The 16,760-nt window shown below is 66.4% G+C and carries 14 protein-coding genes; 8 read left to right on the top strand and 6 right to left on the bottom strand.

Going from position 1 to position 16,760, the window contains the following annotated elements; genetic code table 11:
- Nucleotide 1: 1 nt before the first annotated feature.
- Nucleotides 2-1,510 carry an RNA polymerase factor sigma-54 gene (rpoN, locus tag B215_RS0107570; protein ID WP_019369041.1) on the top strand — a complete coding sequence of 503 codons (1,509 nt, stop codon included), beginning with the start codon at nucleotides 2-4 and terminating at the stop codon, nucleotides 1,508-1,510.
- Entirely contained in the window at nucleotides 1,510-2,352 is an 843-nt protein-coding gene (locus tag B215_RS0107565; RefSeq protein WP_026009056.1) for an endonuclease/exonuclease/phosphatase family protein, read from the top strand. Before rpoN ends, B215_RS0107565 begins: the two co-directional genes overlap by 1 nt.
- Before the next feature lie 5 nt (nucleotides 2,353-2,357).
- Here the strand turns inward: B215_RS0107565 and B215_RS0107560 are convergent, their stop codons facing one another.
- The 3 genes from B215_RS0107560 to B215_RS0107550 all read right to left on the bottom strand — a co-directional run bounded on the left by B215_RS0107560 (nucleotide 2,358) and on the right by B215_RS0107550 (nucleotide 4,568).
- Nucleotides 2,358-2,837 carry a hypothetical protein gene (locus tag B215_RS0107560; protein WP_019369039.1) on the bottom strand — a complete coding sequence of 160 codons (480 nt, stop codon included), beginning with the start codon at nucleotides 2,835-2,837 and terminating at the stop codon, nucleotides 2,358-2,360.
- 118 nt (nucleotides 2,838-2,955) lie between these two features.
- Nucleotides 2,956-3,561 (bottom strand): SOUL family heme-binding protein, encoded by a 606-nt coding sequence (locus tag B215_RS0107555; RefSeq protein WP_019369038.1) that lies wholly within the window; start codon nucleotides 3,559-3,561, stop codon nucleotides 2,956-2,958.
- A gap of 11 nt (nucleotides 3,562-3,572) precedes the next feature.
- On the bottom strand, nucleotides 3,573-4,568 hold the full coding sequence (locus B215_RS0107550) for a ligase-associated DNA damage response exonuclease (protein WP_019369037.1): 996 nt from the start codon (nucleotides 4,566-4,568) through the stop codon (nucleotides 3,573-3,575).
- A gap of 85 nt (nucleotides 4,569-4,653) precedes the next feature.
- On the opposite strand from B215_RS0107550, the gene B215_RS21285 reads away from it, so the two are divergent.
- From B215_RS21285 to B215_RS0107530, 4 genes are read left to right on the top strand one after another with little or no spacing between them, the layout of a single operon-like run.
- On the top strand, nucleotides 4,654-4,830 hold the full coding sequence (locus tag B215_RS21285; protein ID WP_019369036.1) for a hypothetical protein: 177 nt from the start codon (nucleotides 4,654-4,656) through the stop codon (nucleotides 4,828-4,830).
- A gap of 59 nt (nucleotides 4,831-4,889) precedes the next feature.
- A complete protein-coding gene (locus B215_RS0107540) occupies nucleotides 4,890-7,304 on the top strand; it encodes a ligase-associated DNA damage response DEXH box helicase (protein ID WP_019369035.1) in 2,415 nt (804 codons plus the stop codon).
- 53 nt (nucleotides 7,305-7,357) lie between these two features.
- The gene (locus tag B215_RS0107535) at nucleotides 7,358-8,362 is read left to right on the top strand and encodes a retroviral-like aspartic protease family protein (protein ID WP_019369034.1); all 1,005 of its coding nucleotides are present in this window, start codon (nucleotides 7,358-7,360) and stop codon (nucleotides 8,360-8,362) included.
- 32 nt (nucleotides 8,363-8,394) lie between these two features.
- A complete protein-coding gene (locus B215_RS0107530; RefSeq protein WP_019369033.1) occupies nucleotides 8,395-9,828 on the top strand; it encodes a mannitol dehydrogenase family protein in 1,434 nt (477 codons plus the stop codon).
- Nucleotides 9,829-9,850: 22 nt separating this feature from the next.
- Here B215_RS0107530 and B215_RS0107525 read toward each other — a convergent pair whose 3' ends face one another.
- The 3 genes from B215_RS0107525 to B215_RS0107515 all read right to left on the bottom strand — a co-directional run bounded on the left by B215_RS0107525 (nucleotide 9,851) and on the right by B215_RS0107515 (nucleotide 13,808).
- On the bottom strand, nucleotides 9,851-10,948 hold the full coding sequence (locus B215_RS0107525; protein WP_019369032.1) for an ATP phosphoribosyltransferase regulatory subunit: 1,098 nt from the start codon (nucleotides 10,946-10,948) through the stop codon (nucleotides 9,851-9,853).
- A gap of 20 nt (nucleotides 10,949-10,968) precedes the next feature.
- Nucleotides 10,969-12,546: a phosphoglycerate dehydrogenase gene (gene serA / locus B215_RS0107520; RefSeq protein WP_019369031.1), complete on the bottom strand. Its 1,578-nt coding sequence runs from the start codon at nucleotides 12,544-12,546 to the stop codon at nucleotides 10,969-10,971.
- Between the two features lie 104 nt (nucleotides 12,547-12,650).
- Nucleotides 12,651-13,808 (bottom strand): phosphoserine transaminase, encoded by a 1,158-nt coding sequence (locus B215_RS0107515; RefSeq protein WP_019369030.1) that lies wholly within the window; start codon nucleotides 13,806-13,808, stop codon nucleotides 12,651-12,653.
- 165 nt (nucleotides 13,809-13,973) lie between these two features.
- Here B215_RS0107515 and B215_RS0107510 point away from each other — a divergent pair, with 165 nt between their 5' ends.
- Nucleotides 13,974-14,516 (top strand): hypothetical protein, encoded by a 543-nt coding sequence (locus B215_RS0107510; RefSeq protein WP_019369029.1) that lies wholly within the window; start codon nucleotides 13,974-13,976, stop codon nucleotides 14,514-14,516.
- Nucleotides 14,517-14,608: 92 nt separating this feature from the next.
- A complete protein-coding gene (locus B215_RS0107505; protein ID WP_019369028.1) occupies nucleotides 14,609-16,597 on the top strand; it encodes an oleate hydratase in 1,989 nt (662 codons plus the stop codon).
- Nucleotides 16,598-16,760 lie beyond the last annotated feature (163 nt).

Here is a 16,760-nt window from a genome sequence, read left to right as displayed (position 1 = left end):
CATGAGCCTCGCGCCTCGCCTCGATCTGCGCCAATCGCAATCGCTGGTGATGACGCCGCAGCTGCAGCAGGCGATCAAGCTGCTGACGCTGTCGAACCTGGAGATCGAGACCTTCATCGCCGAGGAAGTCGAGCGCAACCCGCTGCTCGACGCAGGGGGTGGCGGCGACGACGTATCGAGCGAGTCCACCGCGAGCGGTGACGAGGTTGAGGTCCGCGATGGCCCGGCCGATGCCAGCGAACTTATTCTCGGCGGCGGCGAAGCCGCGGGAGAGGCGGCGCTCGACGTCGATCTTGCGGCCGAGGCCTTTCACCATGATTCGGCGACCGACATGATCGGTGGTCTCGACGGCAGCCTGGGGATGAACGGCGCGAGCGGGGGTGGATCGGAAGAAGCGCCAGATCTCGACAATCTTGGTACCGGCGACATCGCGCTGGTCGATCACCTGCTCGCGCAGGCAGGCGCCTCAATTGCCGGCCCGGACCTGTTCATCGCCCAGCATCTGATCGACCAGATCGACGAGTGCGGCTATCTGACCGTGCCGCTTGGCGAAATCGCGGAGCGACTGGGCCTGCCGACCGCGCGGGTGGAGGCGGTACTGGCGGTCATCCAGACCTTTGATCCCACCGGTGTCGGCGCGCGTGACCTTGCCGAATGCCTTGCGCTGCAGGCGAAGGAAGCCGATCGCTACGATCCGTGCATGGCGCGGCTGATCGCCAATCTGGAGCTGGTCGCGCGCGGCGATCTCGGTCGGCTGCGGCGGCTCTGTAATGTCGATGACGAGGATCTTGCCGACATGATCCGCGAGTTGCGCAGCTACGATCCAAAGCCGGGCTGCCGCTATGGCGGCGATCCCGTGCCGGCGGTGACGCCCGACCTCTTCGTCGCACGGCGCGGGACCGGTTGGGCGGTGGAGATCAACGCGGCGACGCTGCCGCGTCTTCTCGTCAACCGCGCTTATTATGCCGAGGTTTCGGGGGGCAAGCAGGACAAGGCGAGCAAGGCCTGGCTCACCGACATGCTCGCCAGCGCCAACTGGCTGGTCAAGGCGCTGGATCAGCGCCAGCGCACGATCATCAAGGTCGCCAGCGAAATCGTGAAGCAGCAGGAAGGGTTCTTCCTCAAGGGTGTCGCGCATCTTCGTCCGCTGACGCTGCGTCAGGTGGCCGACGCGATCGAGATGCACGAGTCGACCGTCAGCCGCGTCACCAGTAACAAGTATCTCAGCTGCGCCCGCGGCCTCTTCGAACTGAAATATTTCTTCACTAGCGCGATCCAGTCGGCCGATGGCGGCGAAGCGGTTTCGGCGGAGGCAGTGAAGAGTGCGATCAAATCGCTGATTGCGGCGGAGGATCCCAAAAGGATCCTGTCCGATGACACGCTGGTCGAACTGCTCAACGCCCGCGGGTTCGACATCGCGCGCCGCACAGTAGCCAAATACCGTGAGGCGATGGGAATCGGCAGCTCGGTTCAGCGCCGGCGGCAAAAGGCACTCGAAGGAGCGGGTTGATGCAGCGTGTTTGGTGTTGGGTGGCGGCGCTTGCCGCGATGCTGGCGTGTGCGCCGGCTATGGCGCAGGGCAAACCCGGGCTGACGGTGATGAGCCTCAACATCCGCTATCCCGGTAAGGACGACGGTGCGAATCTGTGGGAAAAGCGCCGCGCACTCACCATCGCGACGATCCGCGCCGCCGCGCCCGATCTGATCGGCACGCAGGAGCTGTTCCAGCGCCAAGGCGACGATGTGGTGCGGGCGCTGCCCCAATATCGCTGGTTCGGCACCGATCGCTATGGCGGCCACAAGGACGAGCATATGGGCGTCTTCTACCGGCACGACCGGCTGAAGATCGTCGAGCAGGGCCAGTTCTGGCTTTCGGACACGCCCGAGGTGGCGGGCAGCATCAGCTGGGGCCACCCGCTGCCGCGCATGGTAACCTGGGCGACGTTCGAGACACGCGACGGCCGCCGCTTCCGCTTCTACAACACCCATTTTCCCTATCGCGACGAGGATGACGACGCTCGCACGCGCGGCGCGCAGCTGCTCTCGGATCGCATCGCTGAGGGGCCGGCCGGACTGCCGGTAATCGTAACCGGCGACTTCAACACCACCGCCGACAAGCCGGCGCACGCGATCCTGACCAAGACGCTCGCCGATGCGTGGCTGGCGCGACTAGACCATCAAGGGCCCGACTTTACCTTCCACGGCTTCACCGGCAAGGGCGATCGCCGCATCGACTGGATCCTGACCCGCGGCTTCGCAGTCGATCGGATCGCAACGCTGGATACGCACAAGGGCGAGGTGTACCCCAGCGATCATTACCCGGTGGTGGCACGGGTACACTTCGCGCGCTGAGCGCCTCAGCCGCCCGGTCGCAGGCCGCCTTCCATCAGCATCAGCGTGATGCTGCCCATGTCGGCATATTGCAGCACCCCGGCCAGGGTACCGACGACATTGGGATCCTGAGCCAGATCGGTCAGCGCGACGCGGCCCAGGGCCATGAAGCTGTTCTGAAGCGCGCCAGGGTCGCGCTTCATCCGGTCCATCGCTTCGGCGCGGCAGTCGCGGGTGACGAGGCGGGTGATCAGCTGCCCTGCCTGCTGGCTGGCTTGTACGCGGCGCCCTTCGTCCAGCTTCACCATGTCGCGCACCGCCGAGCTTTGCGCGACGGCAGTGAATACCCAGCGGATCAGCACGTCGCGATCGGCGCGGCTGCTATGATCGCGCAGGCATGCGCCGAACGGATCGCGCGGCTGAGGCTGTGCCTGTGCCTGCGCGGCGGGCGCAGCGACGAAGGAACCGAGGGCTGCAGCGGCGGCGAGTAGTGGGCGAATCTTCATGGGGTTGGAATATAGGCAGATAGCGGCACTTCTACGACCGATTGGGTAACGCCAGCCGGCCAAACGCGTCCTCCACCCGCAAGCGGAAGGAGCGCAGCATGGCAGCGTGGGCGATTCGTTACAGCGCAATCAGCACTTCGTTGCGGCGCAGGGGGCCGGGGATGAAGGGCGAGTTGTAAAAGGCATATTCCACCGCGCCGCCGTTCATGCCCCGTGCCGCCAGCCAGCGGCGCAGCTCCGCCTCGCGCTCGGCCAGTGCTGCGTCGTCGGGCGAACCGGAGAAGCGCAGCGCCGCCACGCGACGCGCCGGGCGCTTGGCGAGAGCGACATTGTCGGCGGGGGCGGGAAGCGTTTCCAGTGTGAATTTGGAGGGCATCACGAACTGGGTGCGCCAGCTGCCGTCCTGCAGCGTGCTGAGCACCGGCGCGGTCATCGAAATTTTCTCGCCGCCGCTGCCACCATTGTCGCCGCGTCGCTTGGCGAAGATGTAATCGGCGAGGCGGGAAAAGCCCGCGGTAAGCGCCGGCTCGCGCGCGCCGATCGCTCGGGTCTCCGCCACCACAAGCTCGGGATAGTCGCGGATCTCTAACGCGCCATCCTTTTCTACCGACGTATAGGGCGGCTGCTCGCTGGCGCGTTCGAACGCGTAGTAGGTGGCAGCGGCGGCGATCACGGTACCGCCAACGATGCCGCCCACCCATGCCCAAGTCTTGCGGTTCGCCATGCTAGTCTCCTTCAGTCGTCTTCGTCTTCGAATCCCGCCAGGTCGAGCGCGCGGGCGCGAATCTGGCGGAGGCGGCACCAGTGTACCAGCGCATCTTCGCGGCCATGTGTCACCCATACTTCACGCGGGGCCAGCTCCTCGATCGTGCGGGTCAGCTCGTCCCAATCTGCGTGGTCGGATAGGATCAGCGGCAGTTCCACGTTGCGCTGCCGGGCGCGCTGGCGCACCCGCATCCAGCCGCTTGCCATGGCAGTGATCGGATCGGGCAGGCGCCGCGACCAGCGATCGTTGAGCGCGCTCGGCGGGCAGAGAATGATGCGGCCCTGCAGCGCCTTCTTCGCCGCGCCGGTCGCCGGTCGCAGTTCGCCCAAGGTCACGCCACGTTCGGCATAGAGATCGCACAGCGACTGCAACGCGCCGTGCAGATAGATAGGATCGTCGAAACCCATCGCCCGCAGTTCGGCGATCACCCGTTGCGCCTTGCCCAGCGCATAGGCGCCGACCAGAACGCAGCGTTCGGGCTCGGCGCGCAGGGCGGCCAGCAGCTTGTCGATTTCGTCGCGAGTTTCGGGATGGCGGAATACGGGCAGGCCAAACGTCGCTTCGGTGATGAACACGTCGCACGGCACGGGCTGGAAGGGTATGCAGGTGGGATCGGGACGGCGCTTGTAATCTCCCGAGACGACGATTCGTTCGCCTGCATGATCGAGCACCAGTTGCGCCGATCCCAGCACATGGCCGGCGGGAACGAAGCCCACATCGATCGGCCCTAGCCGAATGCTCTCGCCATAGTCGACCGCCCGCCCGTTCTGAGGGCCGTAGCGCGCAGCCATGATCGCCAGCGTATCGGGCGTTGCCCAAACCTCGGAATGCCCACCGCGCGCGTGATCGGCATGGCCATGGGTGATGATCGCGCGTTCGACGGGACGGCTGGGATCGATCCAAGCATCCGCTGCGGGAAGATAAATCCCTGCGGGATCGGGAGTGAGCCAGCTGCCGAGCGCCATGCCTGCGATATGGGGACGAGGGCGCGGATCGAAAGAGGGGCGGGCTTCGTTGAGTGCAGGCGGCGGGGCCGAGAGGAGACGGGCCATGGACCTATCGAGCATGCAGGGCGTGATGGTGGTCATCGGACCCATCATCCTGGCAGCGGCCCTGATCTGGGCGATGTTGCGCAACAAGACCTCGCGGCGCGACCGCGCGCAGACCGAGGAAGCGGCGCGGCGCAATTACGAAGAGCATGACGCGGCGGATCGCAAGAACGGCTAGTTCGGCCTTTCCGTAAACAGAGCCTCCCCACCGGCGCCGACCGTGCCTACATTGCGGCGGTGCCCGTCGACGTTCTTCCTGCGCCGCTTGACCGGTGGTTTGCCGCTCGCGGCTGGACGCTGCGTCGGCACCAGCGCGCGATGCTCGACGCGGGGCGGGCGGGGCAGCATGCGTTGCTCGTCGCGCCGACCGGGGCGGGCAAGACGCTATCCGGCTTCCTGCCCAGCCTGGCCGGGCTGATCGAAGCGCCGGCGGAGGGGCTACACACGCTCTACATCTCGCCGCTTAAGGCACTTGCGGTCGACGTGCAGCGCAACCTGCTGACGCCCATCGACGAAATGACCTTGCCGATCCGAGTGGAGACGCGCACCGGCGATACGCCGCACGAGCGCAAGGTTCGCCAGCGTGCGCGGCCGCCGCAGATCCTGCTCACCACGCCCGAATCGCTCAGTCTCCTGCTTTCCTATGAAGACAGCCTGACGATGTTCGCCGGGCTGCGGACGGTAGTGATCGACGAGATCCACGCCTTCGCCACCGGCAAGCGCGGCGACCTGCTGGCGCTGGCGCTGGCGCGGATGGAACGGCTGGCGCCGGGCTATCGTCGCGTCGGTTTGTCGGCGACGGTGGCCGATCCGGACGGCTATCGCGCGTGGCTGGCACCCTATGGCGATATCGACACCGTGAGGTTGGTGGAAGGTGAGAAGGGTGCCGATCCGGACATCGCCATCCTGCTGCCCGAAGGGCGCGTGCCCTGGGCCGGGCATTCGGGTATTTATGCGATTCCGCAGGTGATGGCAGAGATCGAGACGCATCGCACCACCATTGTGTTCTGCAACACGCGCGGGCTTGCCGAGCTGGTGTTCCAGCAACTGTGGAAGGTCAACGATCTCAAGCTGCCGATCGGCGTCCATCATGGCAGCCTGAGCCTGGAGGCGCGGGAACGAGCCGAACAGGCGATGGCAGACGGGCGGTTGCGGGCCTTGGTCGCTACCGCCAGCCTCGATCTTGGCGTCGACTGGGGCGATGTCGATTGCGTGATCCAGATGGGCGCTCCGAAAGGCGCCTCGCGCCTGCTCCAGCGGATCGGCCGCGCCAATCACCGGCTCGACGAGGCGAGCGAGGCGGTGCTGATTCCGGGCAACCGGTTCGAATATCTCGAAGCGCGGGCGGCGCTTGACGCAGTGGAGCATGGCGAGCTGGATCCGGATCATTTCCGCCCCGGCACGCTCGACGTGTTGGCCCAGCATGTGATGGGTTGCGCCTGTGCGGCGCCCTTTTCTGCCGTCGATATGCTGCAGGAGGTGCGCGCAGCATTGCCTTATTCCGCGCTGAGCGAGGAGGCTTTCGAGCGGGTGCTGCACTTCATTGCCGATGGCGGCTATTCGCTGCGCGCCTATGACAAGTTCAAGCGCCTGACCCAGGGGCGCGATGGCCTGTGGCGAGTAACCCAGCCCACGTTCATCGCGCAGCATCGGCTGAACGCCGGGATTATTGTTGAATCGCCGATGCTGGAGGTGCGCTTCAAGAATGGGCGGCGCCTGGGCAAGGTGGAGGAAGGGTTCGCCGCTTCGCTTTCGCCGGGCGACACCTTCTTCTTCGCCGGGCTGGCGCTGGAGGTAGAACGCGTCGAGGCAACCGACCTGATCGTGCGGGCAACGGCGAAGCAGGCGCGCGTGCCTAGCTATATGGGCGCCCGGCTGGCGATCACCGCGAACCTTGCCGATCGCGTGCGGCAGTTTCTGTACGATTCCGAGCAATGGTCGCGCTTTCCTGCGGACGTGCGCGAATGGCTGGAGACGCAGGACCGTCGCTCGGCGCTACCCGCCCCCGGCCAGCTGCTGGTCGAGACCTTCCCGCACGAAGGGCGGCACCATCTCGTCATCTACAGCTTCGAAGGGTGGAACGCGCACCAGTCTCTAGGCATGCTCGTCACGCGGCGGATGGAGGCGCTGGGGCTGAAGCCGCTCGGCTTCGTCGCTAATGATTATGCTCTGGCCGTTTATGGGCTGGAGAAGATCGTCGATCCGCGTCCGCTCTTCTCGCCCGACATCCTGGAGCATGAGTTCGTCGACTGGGTGCAGGGTTCGGCGCTGCTCAAGCGCGCGTTTCGCGAAGTGGCGATCATCGGGGGCCTTGTCGAGCGGCAGCATCCGGGCCGGAAGAAGACTGGGCGACAAGTCACCTTCTCGACCGACCTGATCTATGACGTGCTGCGCAAATATGAGCCCGACCATCTCCTGCTGCGCGCTGCCTGGGAAGACGCGCGGGCGCGGATGACCGATGTTGGCAGGCTGGCCCGGCTCTTAGACGAAGCGGGCGCGCGGATGCTGCACATCGATTTGGAGCGGGTAAGCCCGATGGCCGTACCGGTATTGATCATGATCGGGCGCGAATCGGTTGCTCAGGGCACGACCGAAGATGCGTTGCTAGAAGAAGCCGAAGCCATCGCTGCCGAAGCGATGCGGCTGGACTAACCCCGTTCTTTTGCGGGATTGCTGCGCAACATGCGCAGGCGTAGAATAGCGTGATGTTCGGAGTCTCGCCCGTGCTGCTGCTGGCAGCTCTGCATCTTGGTGCGATAGCCGGCGATCCGCGGCCGGTGCCGACCGATCCGGAGACTGCTCCTGCGGCCGGGCAGCCGGATGCCATCCAGCTGGCGCTTGGGGAGACGAGTTCGCGCCTCACCGTTCCGGTAGCGGTGGGCCGCACCGGACCATATAATTTCATCATCGATACCGGCGCGGAGCGTACCGTCGTCTCGCGAGAACTGGCAAGCCTGTTGAGGCTTGCGCCGGGCGGGACGGTGCTTGTCACCTCGATGACCGGGCGCAGCACCGTCGAGACGGTGATCGTTCCCGACCTGCAGATCGAATCGATCGGCACCAGCCATGCGATCGTCGCGCCTGCCTTTTACGCGCAGCACCTGGGGGCTGCGGGGCTGCTGGGCATCGACACGCTGCGCGACCACCAAGTGACGATCGATTTCGACACCGGCACGATGGAGGTGCGGCCCAGCGTCAAGCGCAAGCGCAATGCCCGGCATGCCGCGGACGAGATCGTGGTGACCGCCAAGGACCAGTTCGGCCAGCTGATCGTCACCGATGCCTATTATGCCAACACTCGGGTGCGGGTGGTGCTCGATACCGGGTCGCAAGTGACGATGGGCAATACAGCGCTGCGCAAGAAGGTAGGCAAGAATGTCGGCGCGTTGCAGACGATCGAGCTCACCAGCGTCGATGGCGGCAAGACCGAGGCACAATATGGTCATGTGCCATCGATGCGCGTCAGCAATGTTGCGTTCGATGCGCTGCCGGTAGCATTTGCCGATGCCGAGCCGTTTAAGCGGTTCGGCCTGACCAAGCGGCCCGCGATCATGCTTGGGATGGACGCGATGCGCAGCTTTCGTCGCGTGGAGATTGATTTCCCAAACCGCCAGGTGCGCTTCTTCCTGCCGCGGCCCGCGCGGGAAAAGCGCCCGAATGCCGAGGCGCCGCTGCTGTCACGGGGCTTCCGGGCCGCTGCCCGCGATTGACTTTGCGCGTCGGGTCTGATTGGCCTGACCATATGACCATGCTTTCACGCGCCGCGCTTGCCGGGCTTCCTTCCGGCATCCTCCGCCCCGGCCATGATCTGGCCGCGACTCGCACCGGCATTGTGCACTTCGGCCCCGGTGCGTTCCACCGCGCACATCAGGCGGCGTTTGTCGACCGGGTGCTCGACACCGATCCTCGTTGGGGCATTGCGGCGGTTTCGCTGCGCAGCGGCAGCACTACCGACGCGCTTAAGGCACAGGAGGGGCTCTACGCGCTGGCGGTGATCGATCGCACGCCCGCCACCCGTGTCATCGCCGCGCATTCCGATGCAATCGGCCCAGGCGAAGGCCGCCGATTGCGTGCGCTTCTCGCCAGCCCCGACGTGCGGATCGCCACCAGCACGGTTACGGAAAAGGGATACTGCCTGGCCGGCGACGGCACCCTCGACATGGGCCATGCAGATATCGTCCACGATCGCATCCGACCGGAGGAGCCGGCCAGCGTGATCGGCTGGATCGTCTCTGGCTTGGCTGATCGCCGCGCGGCGGGCGTGGCGCCGTTCGCGATGCTCTGCTGCGACAATATGACCGGCAATGGCGGCAAGCTCCGCGCGGCCTGTGTTGCCCTAGCGCGCGAGTGGGATGCGAGCCTGGCCGACTGGATCGCAGCGGAAGTTGCCTTTCCCGATTCGATGGTCGATTCGATCACTCCGGCCAGTGACGCGGCGTTCCTCGCCAAGGTTGCAGCCGAGCTCGGCGTTGAGGACAAGGCGGCAGTGCAGCGCGAATTCTTCACCCAATGGGTGCTGCAGCGCTTCGACATGGCCGACGGTCCCGATCTCGCCTCCGCCGGCGTGACCCTGACCAGCGACGTCCGCGGCTACGAACAGGCCAAGCTGCGCATCCTAAACGGCAGTCATTCCAGCCTGGCCTATATCGGCCTGATGCTGGGTCACCAGACGGTGTTCGAAGCGATGTCCGATGCCGAACTCGGCGGCTTTGTCACACGGCTGGCGCATGCAGACATCGCCGCGTCGCTCGGGCCGGTGGATGGGCTCGACTTGCCCGGTTATGTTGACGCGGTGCTCAATCGCTTCCGCAACCCGGCGATCCGGCACCTGTTGTCGCAAATCGCTTGGGACGGTTCACAGAAGCTGCCCTATCGCCTGCTCGATACGACAGCGTCGGCGCTCGATGCAGGGCGCTCGGTGACGCGACTGGCCGTGCCGGTGGCGGCTTGGATTGCATTCCTCGGCGCGAAGGGACGGGCAGGCGAGACGATCACCGATCCGCTCGCGGACACGCTCGCCGCGGCGGCGACGGCGGATGCGCCGGTGGACGCGGTGCTGGCGCTGCGGCAAGTATTTCCCGCCCGCGTTGCCGAAGATCCGCGCTATCGCGACGCCGTCGCGGCGGCTTTCGCGGCAATCGGATCGGAGAAGCTGAGGGTCCTGCTCGCGGATTGACGCTTCCTGCGGGCGCCAACCGCTACAGGACCGTCGGCGCGCCGCCCTTCAGCACATGGGTGCAGAGTTGCGCTTCTGGAGTATCTTCCGCCTCCAGCGCCGCGACTGTGACCCAGCCCTGCGCACGCAGCAACGCGCCGGCGGCGACGTCCGTGCCGAAGGGCAGGAACAGGCGGCGTCGCGAGTCCCCGCCCATGCCGGCGTCGAGGATCGGATCGGCATAGAGCGAAAAACCGACGGCCGGCTCTTCGCGGCCGCCTTCGTGCACCACCGTGTAGGTGCCGCCGCGCCCGATTTCGCCTCGTACGCTGCGCGCGAAGATCGAGAAGCCGAGCCAGGTCTGATATTCGAAGCCGTGGCGCTCGGTGGGATCGAGCGTCAGCGCGACACCCGCCGGGATGCTGGCGGCGATGGTGGCAAGGCCGTCGATACGGCTGGCAAGGGCGGAGCCGGCATCGGTCGCACGCAGTTTGCCCATTGCGCTTTCGAAGGGGCCGGCCGCCTCGATCAGCGGCAGGTACTTCGGATCGATCGCTGCGACGCCGCCGGCATCCTTGGCATCGAGCCGTTCGCGCAGTGCGGTGAGCTTGTCAGAAGGCAGGGTTCCGCCGGCGAGCGTATCGACCAGATCGGGCAGCGTGAAGTCGATCGCCAGCCCCTCGACGCCGGCCGATTGCAGCGCCTCGATCGCGACGCGGACGATCTCCATCGCGGCGCCCACGCTGTCGCGCCCGATCAGCTCGCAGCCGATCTGGCGCATCGCCCGGCGCGGATCGAGCGCGGGCGCCTTGAGCTTGAGCACCTGCCCCGCATAGCACAGCCGCACCGGGCGCGGATGATGCCCCATGCGGGTCGCGGCGATCCGGCCGACCTGCGCGGTCAGATCGGGGCGAATGGCGAGGCTGCGCTGCGACACCGGATCGACGAAGCGCACGGCATTGTGCACCGCGCCAGTCTTGAGCCGCGTCGCCAGCTCGTCGGCAAACTCGGCGAGCGGCGGATCCACCTGTTCATAGCCATAGAGCCGCGCGAGCCCCAGCACGCGCGTCTCGAGGCGGGCCGCCGCATCGGCGGCAGGCGGCAGTCGATCGTGAAACCCTTCGGGGAGAAGACCAGTCATGGCCGCCTCCCCTAATGGCTTCAGAAGCCGAGCGCCATGGCGGTCTTTACGCCGGGGAGTGCGCGAACTTTTCCGAGCAGCGCATCGTCCACCGCTTCGTCCACCGAGAGCAGCAGCACGGCCTCGCCACCGGCCGAGCGGCGGCCGAGGTGGAAGGTGCCGATGTTGACGCCCGCCTCGCCCAGCGTGGTGCCGAGACGGCCGATGAAGCCCGGCGCGTCTTCGTTGACGATGTAGAGCATGTGCCCGGCGAGGTCGGCCTCGACCTTGATGCCGAACAGCTCCACCAGGCGCGGCGCGGCGTTGCCGAACAGCGTGCCCGCCACCGAACGATCGCCCGACTGGGTGCCGACGGTCACGCGGACCAGCGTGTGATAGTCGCCCTCGCGATCATGGCGCACTTCGCGCACGTCGAGACCACGCTCCTTGGCGAGGAACGGCGCGTTGACCATGTTCACCGTGTCCGAATGAACGCGCATCAGCCCGGCCAGCACCGCGCTGGTGATCGGCTTCTGGTTGAGCTCGGCCGCCGCACCTTCGACTTCGATGGCGATGCTGGAAAGCTCGCCATGCGCCAGCTGGCCGACCAGGCCGCCCAGCTTTTCGGCAAGCGCCATGTACGGCTTCAGCCGCGGCGCTTCCTCGGCCGAAAGGCTCGGCACGTTGAGCGCGTTGGTCACGCCGCCGGTGACGAGATAGTCGGCCAACTGCTCGGCGACCTGGATCGCGACGTTGACCTGCGCTTCGGTGGTCGACGCGCCGAGGTGCGGGGTGGCGACGAAGTTCGGTGTGCCGAACAGCGGATGCTCCTTGGCAGGCTCCACCGCAAACACGTCGAGTGCGGCGCCGGCGATATGACCGCTCTCCAGGCCTTCCTTCAGCGCGACCTCGTCGATCAGACCGCCGCGCGCGCAATTGATGATCCGCACGCCCTTCTTGGTCTTGGCGAGATTCTCGCGGCTGAGGATGTTGCGGGTCTGGTCGGTCAGCGGCGTGTGCAGCGTGATGAAATCGGCGCGCAGCAGCAGATCGTCGAGCGTCATCTTCTCGACGCCCATTTCCAGCGCGCGCTCGGGCGTGAGGAACGGATCATAGGCAATTACGCGCATGCGCAGGCCGATGGCGCGGTCGGCGACGATCGAGCCGATATTGCCCGCGCCGATCAGGCCCAGCGTCTTGCCGGTGAGCTCGACGCCCATGAAGCGGTTCTTCTCCCACTTGCCGGCCTGGGTCGAGGCATCGGCCTCGGGGAGCTGGCGGGCTAGCGCGAACATCAGCGCAATTGCGTGCTCGGCGGTGGTGATCGAGTTGCCGAACGGGGTGTTCATCACCACCACGCCCTGGGCGGATGCGGCGGGGATATCGACATTATCGACGCCGATGCCGGCGCGGCCGATCACCTTGAGGTTGGGCGCGTGCGCGAGAATGTCCTTGGTGACCTTGGTCGAGCTGCGGATGGCGAGGCCGTCATATTCGCCGATGATCGCCTTCAATTCGTCCGGGGTCTTGCCGGTGATCTCGTCGACCTCGACGCCGCGTTCGCGGAAGATCTGCGCGGCCTTGGGGTCCATCTTGTCGGAAATCAGTACCTTGGGCATGGAATGCTCCTGTGCACAGCGGTGCGCCTGCGACAGCAGGCGCCCGGAACTTGCAAGAAAATAGCGTGTAACCCTGGGCTCCTGCTTTCGCAGGAGCACCGCAATCAGCCCGCCTTGGCGGTGGCGTAGGCCCAGTCGAGCCAGGGGCCGAGCGCCTCGATATCGGCGGTGTCGACGGTGGCGCCGCACCAGATGCGCAGGCCTGCCGGCGCATCGCGATAGCCGGCCACGTCATAGGCCGCGCCTTCCTTCTCAAGCAGGCCGGCGAACTTCTTGATGAAGTCGGCATCGGCACCCTCGACGGTCAGGCACACGCTGGTGCGCGAGCGGATCGCCGGATCCTCGGCGAGATGGCCGAGCCAGTCGCGCTCGGCGACGATCGTGTCGAGCGCCGCGGCATTGGCGTCCGAGCGGGCGATCAGCCCGTCGGCGCCGCCCAGGCCCTTGCCCCATTCGAGCGCGAAGATCGCGTCTTCCACCGCCAGCATCGACGGCGTGTTGATCGTCTCGCCCTTGAACACGCCCTCGGCGAGCTTGCCCTTGGAGACGAGGCGGAACACCTTCGGTAGCGGCCAGGCGGGGGTGTAGGTTTCGAGGCGCTCGACCGCGCGCGGGCCGAGGATCAGCACACCGTGCGCGCCCTCGCCGCCCAGCACCTTCTGCCAGGAGAAGGTGGCAACGTCGATCTTGTCCCAGGGCAGGTCGTAGGCGAACACCGCCGAGGTCGCGTCGGCGAAGCTCAGCCCCTCGCGATCGGCGGCGATCCAGTCGCCATTCGGCACGCGCACGCCCGAGGTGGTACCGTTCCAGGTGAACAGCACGTCGTTCGACCAATCGACCGCGCTCAGATCGGGCAGCTGCCCGTAGTCGGCGCGCAACACGGTGGGGTCGAGCTTGAGCTGCTTGACCGCATCGGTGACCCAACCTTCACCGAAGCTTTCCCAGGCGAGCGTGGTGACGGGGCGGGCGCCCAGCATCGTCCACATCGCCATTTCGAAGGCGCCGGTATCCGATCCGGGTACGATGCCGATGCGGTGCGTGTCCGGCAGGCGGAGCAACTCGCGCATCAGGTCGATGCAATATTGGAGGCGGGTCTTGCCCAGCTTCGAGCGGTGCGAGCGGCCGAGCGACTCGACGGCGAGCTTCTGGGGCGACCAGCCTGGGGGCTTGGCACAGGGACCAGAGGAAAAATAGGGACGCGCCGGTTTGGTGGCGGGCTTCGCAGACGCAAGCGTGGCGTCGGCGGCAATTAAATCAGTCATGTAGTCTCTCCTTGCAGAGAGCACGCGCGGCGTTGGGACCGCGTGGCCCGTCGACGGCCCTAGCGGCAGGCGCACGAAAGTCAATTCCGGACATTGTTGCGAGGGAACAATGTTGCGGGCCCGTGCCTTTGCTGCGCAGCTTTGCAGGATTCTGGGAGATACGACATGCGGACCCTTTGGGCGGCCGGGCTGGCCGCGATGCTGATTGCAACGCCGGTGCTGGCGCAGCAGAAACAGAGCGTGGGGGACGGGGCGCAGGCGCCGCTGCGCGACCTGCGGATCAACGAGAAGAAAATCCCGGACGTGCTGCTGCTCGCCGCCTCTGCCCCTTACGCATCGCAAGGGACCAAGAGCTGCGCGCAGATCCGCAACGGCATCACGCAGCTGAACGCCGTGCTGGGCAGCGACGCCGACGCACCGGAAGCCAAAGGGGGCAATGGCGGCGCGATCGCTGCGGCGGGCAGCCGTGCGATCGTGGGCACGCTGATCCCCGGATTTGGGCTGGTGCGGATGATTACCGGCGCGGACAAGCAGGAGAAGCGGGTGACCGCGGCGATCTATGGCGGAACGATTCGCCGCGCCTACCTCAAGGGCCTCGGCGTCTCAAAGGGCTGCAGGCCGCCGGCGGCACCCACCGCCACTGCCCGCGCCGCCGTGCCGACGCTGCCTGTCGACAAGGACGACAAGAAAGAGGACCGCAAGGACTGATCCTGCGAGCTGCCAACATTACGAATTCGCGTTCGCGCTGATCTGCCTGAATCCGGCGGCCAACCATCCGCTGGATTCAGGAGGACCGCATCATGTCCCGTTCCACCGCCGACTGGCTCGGCGCGCCGGCAAATGCCGCACCCGAAGGCTTCGTGCATGCGCCGGACACCACTGCCGGCTATTGGAGCCAGCAGCCCCAGAACACGCTGCCGCCGCCCGACTTCTGGAGCCCCTATGCCCGCAACCGGCCGCTGCCGACGCCGAGGGTGGAGGCCCGCAAGGCGTGGATCGTCGGCAGCGGGATCGCGGGACTAGCCGCCGCCTTCTACCTGATCCGCGACGGCCATATGCCGCCCGCCAACATCACCATCCTCGATGCCGCGCAGATCGAGGGCGGCTCGCTCGACGGCGCGGGCGATGCGGAGCGCGGCTATCTGATCCGCGGCGGCCGCGAGATGAACTGGAACTACGACAATCTGTGGGACCTGTTCCAGGACGTGCCGGCGCTGGAGCTGCCCGCCGGCTATAGCGTGCTCGACGAATATCGTTGGGTGAACGATCGCGACCCCAATTATTCCAAGGCGCGACTGATGCACCAGCAAGGCGTGGTGCAGGATTTCCGCACCTTCGGCCTGTCGCGCAAGGACCAGTGGGAGATCGTCCGGCTGCTGCTCAAGCGCAAGGACGAGGTGAACGACACCACGATTCAGGACTATTTCAACAGGGGCTTCTTCGAGACCAACTTCTGGGCGCTGTTTCGCACCATGTTCGCCTTCCAGCCCTGGCACAGCCTGCTGGAGATGAAGCTGTACCTCCACCGCTTCCTCGATTCGGTGGACGGTTTTGCCGACATGTCGGTGGTGGTGTTCCCGAAATACGACCAGTTCGACACCTTCGTCCGCCCGCTGACCAAGATGCTGCGCGAGCAGGGCGTATGCTTTCAGTTCGACACGCGCGCCACGGACCTCGACTTCGCCGTGGCGGGCGAGCAGCGTACCGTCACCGGGATCCGGGCCGTGGTGGCGGGCACCGCGACAGTGCTGCCGGTGGCAGCACAGGATCTCGTCTTCGTGCTGCCCGGCTCGATGACCGAGGGCACCGCCTATGGCGACATGGACCGGGCGCCGGTGCTCGAACGCGGAGCGTATGATCCGGGTGCCGAGAGCGATTGGACGCTGTGGCGCAACCTCGCCGCGCAATCGCCGGTGTTCGGCAGGCCGAACAAGTTCTGTGGCGATGTTGCCCGCTCGATGTGGGAATCGGCGACGCTCACCTGCAGGCCCTCGCCGCTGGTCGACCGGCTGAAGGCACTGGCGGTCAACGATCCGTACTCGGGACGCACCGTCACCGGCGGGATCATCACCTTCACCGACTCCAAGTGGCTGCTCAGCGTCACCTGCAATCGCCAGCCGCACTTCCCCGACCAGCCCGAGGACGTGCTGGTGCTCTGGGCCTATGCGCTGCGGATGGACGTGGCCGGCGACAAGGTCGCCAAAGCGATGCCCGATTGCACCGGGCGCGAGATCCTCGAAGAGCTGTGCCACCATCTTGGCATTGCCGAGGATCAGGTTGCGGCGGTGACGCAGGCGACCAAGATACGGCTTGCGCTGATGCCGTACATCACCGCCGAATTCATGCCGCGTGCGGCCGGCGACCGGCCGGCGGTGGTGCCGCAAGGCTGCACCAACCTCGCGCTGGTCGGCCAGTTCGTCGAGACGGCGAACGACATCGTCTTCACGATGGAGAGTTCGATCCGCACGGCGCGGATCGGGGTGTACGCGCTGTTGAACGTGCTGAAGCAGGTGCCCGACATCAGCCCGACGCAGTACGACATCCGCAACCTGCTGCGGGGCGCGCGGGCGCTCAACAATGGCGCGCCCTTCCCCGGCGAGCGGCTGCTCCACCGGCTGCTTGGCAAGACTTACTTCGCGCACATCCTGCCGCCGCTGCCCGAAAAGGGCGGCGATACGCTGCACCGGGTGGAAGAGGAGCTGGCCGGGCTGTTCGGACGGGGCAGCCACGCGGTCAGCGAGGCGGCCGATACGGTACGAGGCTGGATGGCCGGGGTGAAGGAGCGGTAGGGGCCTCTTGCGCGCGCCCTCACCCTTCCGACCGCCTGCGGCGGCGGTCCCCTTCCCTCTCCCATTGGGAGAGGGAGGGGGGCGCGAAGCGCCGGAAGAGTGAGGGTGGCGCCAAAAGAAAAGGGCCGGCGGATCGCTCCGCCGGCCCCTCTTTTTGCGTCGA

It is taken from the genome of Sphingomonas sp. ATCC 31555 (assembly GCF_000282895.1).
Taxonomy (GTDB): Bacteria; Pseudomonadota; Alphaproteobacteria; order Sphingomonadales; family Sphingomonadaceae; genus Sphingomonas.
The sequence above is the reverse complement of the archived record's forward strand: the minus strand, read 5'-3'. Positions and strand labels throughout refer to the sequence as shown.